At 68.7% G+C, this 9,748-nt stretch carries 10 protein-coding genes and 1 pseudogene; 4 read left to right on the forward strand and 7 right to left on the reverse strand.

Annotation, left to right across the window (positions count from 1 at the left end; genetic code table 11):
• Complete coding sequence (locus tag RIN75_RS10865) at positions 1-657, forward strand: hypothetical protein (protein WP_309111706.1); 657 nt, start codon at positions 1-3, stop codon at positions 655-657.
• A gap of 54 nt (positions 658-711) precedes the next feature.
• Here the strand turns inward: RIN75_RS10865 and RIN75_RS10870 are convergent, their stop codons facing one another.
• A complete protein-coding gene (locus RIN75_RS10870; RefSeq protein ID WP_309111707.1) occupies positions 712-945 on the reverse strand; it encodes a hypothetical protein in 234 nt (77 codons plus the stop codon).
• On the opposite strand from RIN75_RS10870, the gene RIN75_RS44055 reads away from it, so the two are divergent.
• Positions 844-1,083 carry an integrase core domain-containing protein gene (locus RIN75_RS44055; protein ID WP_375295936.1) on the forward strand — a complete coding sequence of 80 codons (240 nt, stop codon included), beginning with the start codon at positions 844-846 and terminating at the stop codon, positions 1,081-1,083. The genes RIN75_RS10870 and RIN75_RS44055 overlap by 102 nt on opposite strands.
• Before the next feature lie 240 nt (positions 1,084-1,323).
• Here RIN75_RS44055 and RIN75_RS10875 read toward each other — a convergent pair whose 3' ends face one another.
• Together RIN75_RS10875 and RIN75_RS10880 are read right to left on the reverse strand one after the other, a co-directional pair.
• A complete protein-coding gene (locus RIN75_RS10875) occupies positions 1,324-1,548 on the reverse strand; it encodes a hypothetical protein (RefSeq protein ID WP_309111708.1) in 225 nt (74 codons plus the stop codon).
• A 310-nt stretch (positions 1,549-1,858) separates the two neighbouring features.
• Complete coding sequence (locus tag RIN75_RS10880) at positions 1,859-2,602, reverse strand: transposase family protein (RefSeq protein WP_309111709.1); 744 nt, start codon at positions 2,600-2,602, stop codon at positions 1,859-1,861.
• A gap of 291 nt (positions 2,603-2,893) precedes the next feature.
• Between RIN75_RS10880 and RIN75_RS10885 the strand changes: the two genes are divergently transcribed.
• On the forward strand, positions 2,894-3,928 hold the full coding sequence (locus RIN75_RS10885; protein ID WP_309111710.1) for an IS110 family transposase: 1,035 nt from the start codon (positions 2,894-2,896) through the stop codon (positions 3,926-3,928).
• A 44-nt stretch (positions 3,929-3,972) separates the two neighbouring features.
• On the opposite strand, the gene RIN75_RS10890 is transcribed toward RIN75_RS10885, so the two are convergent.
• The 4 genes and pseudogenes from RIN75_RS10890 to RIN75_RS10905 form a co-directional block, all read right to left on the reverse strand.
• Complete coding sequence (locus RIN75_RS10890) at positions 3,973-4,377, reverse strand: VOC family protein (RefSeq protein ID WP_309111711.1); 405 nt, start codon at positions 4,375-4,377, stop codon at positions 3,973-3,975.
• 735 nt (positions 4,378-5,112) lie between these two features.
• Positions 5,113-6,396, reverse strand: a pseudogene (gene eno, locus RIN75_RS10895) (phosphopyruvate hydratase).
• A 25-nt stretch (positions 6,397-6,421) separates the two neighbouring features.
• Positions 6,422-6,559 carry a hypothetical protein gene (locus RIN75_RS10900; RefSeq protein WP_309111712.1) on the reverse strand — a complete coding sequence of 46 codons (138 nt, stop codon included), beginning with the start codon at positions 6,557-6,559 and terminating at the stop codon, positions 6,422-6,424.
• Between the two features lie 687 nt (positions 6,560-7,246).
• The gene (locus RIN75_RS10905; RefSeq protein WP_309111713.1) at positions 7,247-8,698 is read right to left on the reverse strand and encodes a PLP-dependent aminotransferase family protein; all 1,452 of its coding nucleotides are present in this window, start codon (positions 8,696-8,698) and stop codon (positions 7,247-7,249) included.
• Positions 8,699-8,781: 83 nt separating this feature from the next.
• Here RIN75_RS10905 and RIN75_RS10910 point away from each other — a divergent pair.
• Positions 8,782-9,748, forward strand: a 967-nt coding sequence (locus RIN75_RS10910; protein ID WP_309111714.1) for an SIS domain-containing protein, incomplete at its 3' end; no start/stop codon positions are given.

A 9,748-nucleotide genomic window follows, 5' to 3' on the forward strand; every position in this document is an offset into this window, starting at 1 on the left:
GTGATCGTGTCCCTGCTGTACTCGGTGACCCGGAGGTTGTTGTCCGTTCCGTCGGTGCTGCTGCGCAGCGAGGCGGCGAAAGATGCCGAGCTGCTCGTGCTGCGGCACGAGAACGCGGTGCTCCGTCGGCAAGTCGCGGGACCGGTCCGCTATGAGCCCGCCGACCGGTTGTGGTTCGCCGCCCTCGCTGGACTGGTGGGTCGTCGGCGGTGGCGGGAGGTCCTCCCGGTGACGCCGGGCACCCTACTCGCCTGGCACCGCACACTCGTGGCCCGTAGGCGGGACTACTCCGCGCGGCCACACACCGGACGCCCACCGACACGAGCGGCGGTCAAGTCGCTCGTGCTGCGGCTCGCCAGGGAGAGTCCACGATGGGGTCACCGCCGGATCCGGGTGAACCGGCCCGGCTCGGCCACCGCATCGCCTACTCGACGGTCTGGCAGATCCTTCACGACGCGGGGCATCGACCCGGCACCACGCCGCACCGGTCCAACCTGGCGGCAGTTCCTCACCGCCCAGGTTCAGGGCATCATCGCGGCGGACTTCCTCCACATCGACACCGCGCTCGGTAGACGTCTGTACGCACTGGCGTTCCTCGAACACGGCATCCGGCGCCTTCGCATCACCGGCGTCACCGCCCACCCCACACAGGCATGAACCGCGCAGCAGGCCAGGAACCTCGCCGCCGACCTCGGTCGCCGGACGGAGTCCTTACGCTTCCTTCTCCGTGACCGCGACGGCAAGTACAGCCAGACGTTCGACGCCATCTTTCAGGGCGACGACCTGCGCGTGATCAAGTGCGCGCCGCAGGCACCAAGGATGAACGCCCACTGCGAACGGGTCATCGGCACCCTCCGACGCGAACTCCTCGACCACATCCTGATCACGGGTGAGAGCCACGCACGTGAGGTCCTCAAGACCTGCGAGGACCACTACAACCGCCACCGACCCCACCAGGCCCGCGACCAACTACCACTCGAGGCTCAGCAGCACCCTGCCGCAGTACACGACCTTGCCGCCCACAGAGTGCTCCGCACCCGCATCTTCGGCGGCCTCGTCAACGAGTACAGACAAGCCGCTTGAACAGCAGCGATGACTTTTCGAGCGGCACACTATCAGTCCCATGCCGGACCACCGTTCCCAGCGCGGTGGTCAACCGAACGCTCCACAGCGCGACGTGGATCAGGAACTGCCGGGCGGCACCAGGCACGATGGCATGGACAGGAGCCGGACTGTCCCGGTATTCACGCCCACAGCCGGGCCGGTCCGACGAGGCGCGGGCGCTTCGGCCCGCACCCCGCCGAAACAGCACTGTCCGCGACGCTACTCGGCAGCCCGGTCCAGGTCCACCAGAGCTGCGGCGAGCTTGAAGTACTTGCTGGTCCCCAGGTCCCGCACGGTCTTGATCCCGAAGGCCGCGGCCAACTTCTCCGCGTCACCCTCACTGACCCCGGCCAACGCCGCGACCGGCGCGTCGAGGACCTCGGCCACGGTCAGCCCCTCGTACGCCTTGTCCAACTGCTTGGCCAAGTCCACGGAAACAGCCACTGGTGACTTCCCCTCACGTTACGTAGTCGATCATGACCGTGCCACCCTATCGAGCCCCCACGTCTGCTTCGCCACCTATGGCCGTATCGACACGCACGACCACCGGGATGGAGCACCCGGTCCTTCACGGGGCATCAACGCAACGGCGCGACGTCGCACGTAGCGGTCACGACGCCTGCCCGCGCGTACCAGCACGTGCCGGCGACAGCCCACGCGGGCGGCATTGCCCGGACCGACGGCGCAGGCCCCGACTACCGGCACGGACGAGGCACCCGCCTGCCGACTCCTCCGGACCCGTGTCGGCCGGTACTCAGGCAGCCGGGAAGTCGCGGATCCTGCCGCTGATCACCGGCCAGTCGAGGCCGAGCCAGATGAAGTGGCCGTCGGCGCTGCTTTCGACGAGACTGCCGTGCGGGACCGCGGAGGCAAGCGCCTCGGCACGGGCGAACGGCACCGAACCGTCGTTGCGGCCGGCGATCACCAGAGTGGGCTTGATGACACCCCTCGCGTCCGTCGGAACAGCGGTGAGGTCGTTGAGGAAGCCTCGACCCGACCGCATCCGCGAGAACAGCTCGATCAACATCCGGCGGTCCTCGGAGACCGACGCGGACACCACCTGCCGGGTGGAAAGAGCGGACAGGTCAGCCAGCAGCGTGCTTCGACTGGTCGGCAGTCCGAGACCGGCGGCCAGGCGTGCTCCGGTCCGGCCCGCCGACGCCAATCCGATGCACTCCAACGCGGTGCGCGACGACAGGGTGCGCCGTGCGTGACCGACGGTCAGACCGTCGACCTGTTCGGAGAACGTCCCCACCTCGCACTCCGGGTGATCGCAGAAGAACCGGCGCACCCGTAGTCGCAGCACCACCGGCCGACCGGCCACCGGAGCGTCGTCCAGCTTCCGGTCGTAGCGGCTGTGCACCCGACCCGACCGCACACCGCAGGATGGGCAAGGCGCGGTCTGTACCTTCGTACACGCCCAGATCCGCATGCCCGAGGAGGTCCGCTCGACCCGCTCCACCACCACGCCGGCAAGGTGCGGCAGCAGAACGTCCAACCAGTCATGACCACACCAGAAAATGATCACAGACTCGCCGAAGCTGCCAGTGGACACCTGAACTCGTTGATCACGCAATCAGCGACAGAACCGCTCGTTCCAGTGTCATTCTGATCAAGTCCGGTGGGTTCGCCCGGCCGCATCGTTGCCCCACATGGTGGCTGTTGTAAATCCTGCGGCCCGCCGGACTCCAGGACTGCCGGTATGGCTTGAGAGGAGCATGATCACCCATCTCGACTGGGACATGCCACCGGCTGATCCACCGTCCCGCCAAGGAGAACATCCTCAGCCGTGATCGTCATCGGGATCGACGCCCACAAGCGCTCCCACACCGCCGTCATCGTCAACGAGCCGGGCCGCAAACCCGCCACCAAGACCGTCGGAACCACCAGCGCCGACCACCTGGCCCTGCTGCGCTGGGCCGCCGAACACGACCAACAGCGGGTATGGGCGGTCGAGGACTGCCGCAACATGACCCGACGGCTCGAAGCCGACCTGCTCGGCGCCGGCGAACGCGTCGTCCGCGTCCCGACCAAGCTGATGACCGGCGCCCGGGACGCCGCCCGCACCCACGGCAAATCCGACCCCATCGACGCCCTGGCCGTGGCACGCGCCGCCCTGCGGGAACCCGACCTGCCCGCCGCCCAACCGGACGGCCCGGACCGCGAAGTCCGGCTCCTGGTCGACATGCGCGAAGCCCTGGTCGACGAGCGAACCCGCACGATCAACCGCCTGCGGTGGCACCTGCACGAACTCGAACCGGATCGGGACCCCGCCGCCCGATCACCGGACCGGATGAGCGCACACCAGGCCATCATCACCCGACTGGACTCCCACCACGGGACGGTGGCCCGCCTGGCCCGCGCCCTGGTCGAGCACTGCCGACGTCTCACCGAACAGATCAATGCGCTGCTCGACGAGATCAGTCCGCTCGTCGCACAACTCGCCCCCACCCTGCTCGGCATCCGCGGCCGCGGAGCACTGACCGCGGCCGAGATCCTCGGCGAGACCGCCGACATCCGCCGGTTCCGCTCCCGCGACGCCTACGCCCGCCACAACGGCACCGCGCCACTACCCGTCTGGTCATCCAACCGCACCCGCCACCGACTCAGCCGCACCGGCAACCGACAACTCAACGCCGCCCTGCACCGCATCGCCCTCACCCAGGCCCGCTGCCACCCCGACGCCCGAAACCTGCTCGCCCGCCGCCGAGCCGCCAATGACGGCGGACTCGAAGCCCTCCGCAGGCTCAAACGACACCTCTCCGACGTCGTCTACCGCGCCCTACACGCCGACGCCACCAGCACCCGGCCAACCCCCGCTTGACAGAGGAGCGTTTTACAGTCCCCCGATGTGGCCCCGGACTGAGATCAGGAAGAGGTGGCGGGGCCTAGGAGGTCCCAGCGGTTGCTGGCGACATCGCGGAAGACGACGATCCGGCCGTAGGGCTCAGTTCGGGGTTCGGTGAGGAACTCGACCCCGGCGGCGTCCATGCGCTGGTAGGTGGCGTCGAAGTCATCGACTCGGAGGAAGAAGCCGACCCGACCGGCGTGCTGGTTGCCGATCGCAGCGCCCTGGTGTTCGCCGTCGGCGCGGGCAAGGAGGATCCCGGTCTCCGCGCCCGGCGGGCGGACGACTACCCAACGCTTGGGACGGCCGTCGTTGGTGCGGGCCGGCGAGTCCTCGGCCAGCTCGAATCCCAGTGCCTGGGTGAAGAAGGCGATCGCGTCGTCGTAGTCCTCGACGATGATCGCGGTGAGCTGCAGGAACGCCATGAACGTAATTGTGGTCGCATCCGGTCTCGGGCCGGCAGCAGCAGGTGGCGTGTCGCGGCAGTGGTTTCAGCTCGCGCGGGTGCTGCGGGCGTGGGCGAGCCGGTAAGACTGTGTGTGCCGGTCTCGATGATGTTGCCGGCGAAGGCGAGCCGGTCGGTGATCGCCGCGCAGAGCCGCGGGTCGGTGAAGGTGCGGGTCGCCCCACCGATCGTCCGACTCCGCCCACCTCCCGCACTCGACATGCGGGATCAGCCTGGCCGATCAGCCCACAGGACCGATCACCGGGTCACCCCTCCGAGACGCGCCACCGGCTGCAAGGACCAGGCCGGTCAGGCAAGGAGCCTGGCAGCGTCTACAAGGATCTTGATCACCGAGGCAATCCCGACTACCAGGCGGCGTCCGTCGGCCTCCGACATGTCCCTGGGTCAGACCGCTGAGCGGGTCGGCCAGCCCGTACCATGCGTCGTTCGTCGCTGATCCGCATCCGGCTGTTGCGCGACACGGAAGATGCCGATGAAGCAGGCAATCAGCGTGCCGAAAACTCTGACGAATTGGGCTCGTCGCACGAGAGCGGGGCGGCCCTGGACCACTGGGACCTCGCCACGATCGGTGCGAGCCGCATCGTGCGCGACGAGCGCGGCGAGACGAGACTGATCGGCAACCCGGCCCCGGACTCCTGGGCCTGGCCTGCGTGTGGTCGGGTGCGGGCCGCGGGGCGCACCCCAACACACGGCATCAGCGGCGGCCGGCGAGCGAGGTGCGGCCCGCGTATTCGGCCTGCGAGCCCAGTTCCTGCTCGATGCGGATGAGCTGGTTGTACTTGGCGGTCCGGTCGGACCGGGACAGCGAGCCGGTCTTGATCTGGCCGCAGTTCACCGCCACCGCGAGGTCGGCGATGGTGGAGTCCTCGGTCTCACCCGAGCGGTGCGACATGACCACCGAGTAGCCGGCCTTGAAGGCTGTGTTCACGGTCAGCAGCGTCTCGGTGAGCGTGCCGATCTGGTTGACCTTGACCAGGATCGAGTTGGTGATGCCCAGGTCGATGCCCCTTGCGCAGCAGTTCGACGTTGGTGCAGTACAGGTCGTCGCCGACCAACTGGCAGCGGTCGCCGATGGCGTCGGTGATCTGCTTCCAGCCGTCGAAGTCGTCCTGCGCCATCGCGTCCTCGATGGACACGATGGGGAACTTGTCGACCAGCTCGGTCAGGTAGGCGACGTGCTCCTCGACGGAGCGCTTGCGGCCCTCGCCCTTGTAGTCGTACACGCCGTCGGCGTAGAACTCCGACGCGGCCGGGTCCAGCAGCAGCGCGACGTCTTCGCCCGGGGTGTAGCCGGCCTTCTCGATCGCGCCTACGACGAACTCCAGCGCCTCGTCCGCCGAGTTGAGGTTCGGCGCGAAGCCGCCCTCGTCGCCGACGTTGGTGTTGTGGCCGGCGTCGTGCAGCGTCTTGCGCAGGGTGTGGAACACCTCGGAGCCGATCCGCACGGCCTCCTCGAAGTTCTCCGCGCCGACCGGCGCGATCATGAACTCCTGGAAGTCGATGGCGTTGTCGGCGTGGGCGCCGCCGTTGATGATGTTCATCATCGGCATCGGCAGCAGGTGCGCGAACACGCCGCCGACGTAGCGGTACAGCGGCTGCCGGTGCGCGGCGGCGGCCGCCTTGGCCACGGCCAGCGAGACGCCGAGGGTGGCGTTGGCCCCCAGGCGACCCTTGTTCGGCGTGCCGTCCAGCTCGATCATGGTCCGGTCGACGAGGCCTGGTCCTCGGCGTCGAGGCCGCGCACGGCGTCGGCGATCTCGCCGTTCACCGCGCCGACCGCCTTGCGCACGCCCTTGCCGTGGTACCTGGACTTGTCGCCGTCACGAAGCTCGACGGCCTCGTTGGTGCCGGTCGACGCGCCGGACGGCACCGCGGCGCGGCCGAACGAGCCGTCATCGAGGTGGACATCGACTTCGACGGTCGGATTGCCACGACTGTCCAGGACCTGCCGGTCCAAGACGCGCACGATCGCGGTCATCTCACTCCTCTGGTGGGTGTATCGGTCAAGAAGCATCTTGCACGTACTCGGCGCAACGAGCCAGCACCGCCTCCGCCTCGGTGGTCACCCCGGTCACCCCGGTCGCCTCGGCCAACCTCCTGCGGGACATGCGGTACCGGCCGGCGGCCGCCAGCCCGCCCACCCGGACGATCGAGCCGACCCGCAGTTCGACCGCAGGGCCATCTCCAACTCTTGATCAGCCTCCGGGCTCAAGGCGTTGATCTGCGGGAACTCGGGTTATGGCGGCTTTGGGCCTACCTTGGCCGCACCCCTTGAGCCCTCTTCGAGGACTCCACCCGCCCCTCGGCCAGCGTGGACACCCCGCAGCCGCTCCCGCAGTCGACTCAGGCGGTCCTCTGGAGTACGCGAACGCATAGCCACAGTCATGGATGTCCTCTTCCGGAGACGGAACTGCAGACCCGACCAGCCCGACACGACGATCACGCTCCGCAAGTAGCCCAATGTGAATGAGTCACCATCCGTGATCTCGTCACGCCCGTGGCCAAGCCCTCACAACCAGGCGCCCGCACCTGGGCTCAAGCCAAGACCTCAAGAATTTCCCCAGCTCAAACCAGGTCTCCCCAGCCACGCACAAGCGCGCGGTCGGCCGGGAGACACAGATCCCCAGGTCAGCCCAGGTTCGGTACGTGCCCTACGGAGGCGACCTGCTCCGTGAGCACCGAACACAGGGCCGATCGCTGTGGCGGCGGCCCGCTCCTGGTCAGCAGTGCTGCTCGTGCTCGCGCACCGACGACACTCGCGCCCGTTTGGCCGATGGGTTCGATGTCGCCTCCGGCACGGTTTATACTCGATGCCTGCTGTCCCACCTTCACAGTCGTCTGTCTGTTGTGGACAGGAGTGAGGCGAGGTCGACCACTGCGGATCGGATCTGTTCTGGTCGGAGGTGGGTGTATCCGAGCACAATCGCCTCGCGAGACATCGGGGTTTGCGTGTAGTCGGACAGCATTCGCAGGTCCAGGCCGCGTGCCGTACCGCGTCTGGCCAGGTATTCGTTGGGAACAGCGTTGAGCGTGGCCAGGATGTGCATGCCACGTGAGGCCGGTTCGAGCTGGATCCGGTCGCCGAGGACGCGGTGGAGTTCGTCGACGAGGAGTTGGCGGCGTTCGCGGTAGGTCGTGCGCATCCGGCCGATGTGCTGGCTGAGGTGGCCCTCGGAGATGAAGTCCGCCATGGCGGACTGCACGGCAACCGGCGGGGACGTCGACATCGTGTCCGCCACGGCGAGGAAGGCGTCCGTGACGGCGGGCGGCGCAATCAGGTAGCCGAGGCGCAAGCCACGATAGGCGATCTTGTTGAGGGTGCCCACGTACACGACGGACTGGTGGTCGTCGAGACCTTGCAGCGCGGGCAGTGGCCGGTTGTCGTAACAGAACTCGCTGTCGTAGTCGTCCTCGACGATCCAGGTTCCGTTGCGGGCGGCCCAATCGAGCAGGCGCAGTCGCCGCGCGAGTCCCATCACGTTGCCAGTCGGGAACTGGTGGGACGGGGTGACGTAGGCAGCGCGTGCGTGCGGTGCGAGGTCGGTCGCGAGATCGACGTCGAGTCCGTCGCCGTCGACCGGTACCGGCACTGGTCGCGCTCCGGCGAGTGCGACCGCGGCCCGTGCCTCCAGGTAACCCGGGTCCTCGCACCACACCGCGTCGCCGGGGTCCAGCAGCGCGTGCGCGCACAGGTGGAGAGCCTGTTGGGCGCCGGACACCACAATGATCTGCTCGGGTGCGGCGGTGACACCCCGGGACAGAACGAGGTGCGCGGCCAATGCCTTCCGCAGCTGTGGCAGTCCCGCCGGGCCCGGCGCCGCCTCCGACGTTCCGGGAGTGCGGGCGTGCCTGGCGAGCAGCCTGGCCCACAGCCGGTGCGGGAACAGGGTGGCGTCTGGCTCGCACGGGGTGAACGGCCGCGGCAGAACGGCGTGTTCACGAGCGCCGGCAGAGGCGCGGTGCGCGGGCCGGCGGGCGGGATTCGTCCCGGGTGCTCCGGTCCGGTCGGTTGCCCGGAGCGTGGCGAGCTGCCGGCTGACGTAGGTGCCGGATCCGGGCCGCCGGTCGAGGAAGCCTTCCGCGGCGAGCTGGTCGAACGCCTCCACCACAGTGGAGCGTGATACGCCGAGCGAGCTTGCGAGTGTGCGCGTCGACGGCAGACGCGTGCCGGACTCGAGTTGCCCGGTCAGGATGGCGTCCTTGAATCCCTTGTGTATCCGCCAGCGGAGTGATCGTCCGGTGTCTCGCGCGAGCGGGATGACGGCAGGCAGTGTCGTCACCGGGCGTCGCGGCATAGTGGACTGCCCCATCGTTGATATGTGGACCTGGTTGGCCTACCACTCTAGGCCCTAGCGTCCCTGCCATGAGGTTCGCGCTGGACGATCAGATCGCTGCCCAACCCGACGAGGTCACCCGGCTGCTCGACACGGAGGTGCCGAGGCTGAGCGCCGATCGGCCGCTTGTCTTCACCGGTATCGGCACCTCGCTGCACGCCGCGCGGGTCGCCGCCGCGTGGGTCTGGCTGCTGTTCGACGGTCGGGTCCACGCCACCGCGGTCGACGCGCACGACCTGGCGCTGTCCTACCCGCTGACCCCGCTGGACCAGGTCGTCGCAATCAGCCACCGCGGGTACAAGCGGTATCCGCGCGCGGCGCTCGACAAAGCGCGGGCGACCGGCGCCGCGACGGTCGCGGTGGTCGGCGCGGACGCCCCGGACCAGAACGCCGAGGTCGTGCTGCGCACGTGCGCGAACGAGACCGCGGGCACGTTCACCGTGTCCTACCTGTCCTCACTGGCCGTGCTGGCCGCGCTGACGGCGCGCCTGGGCGGGCCGAACACCGACCGGTTCGCGGGTGCGCTCAAGGAGTTGCCGGCGGCGCTGCGGAGCACCGTGGACGCACCGGCTCCGGTGGCGGTGGCGCGGCGCTGTGCCGGCAGCGAGCCGCTCCTGCTGACCGGCTTCGACCTGGACGCGATCACGGTGGCGGAGGCCGCGCTCAAAATCAAGGAGGGGGCACGGCTCTGGACCGAGGCGATGTCGACCGAGTTCAGCCTGCACGGCACGCCCGCTGCCTTCAGGGCCGGCATGAACGTCATCAGCCTCACCCCGGGAACCGATGACCAGGGTCGGACGGCGACGCTGCGGGGGCTGCTGACCGAACTCGGCTCGAATGTCGTGACCTGCGGCGATACCGACGACGAACTCTGGTTCGCGCACACCGACCCGTGGCTGCGGCCCTTCACCTCGATCGTGCCGCTGCAACGGCTCACCGCCGAGCTCGCCCGCGTGCGGGGCACGGATCCCGACACCCTCCACGGCAACGTCGAAC

This window comes from Saccharothrix sp. (assembly GCF_031180885.1).
In the GTDB taxonomy this organism is placed as follows: domain Bacteria; phylum Actinomycetota; class Actinomycetes; order Mycobacteriales; family Pseudonocardiaceae; genus Actinosynnema.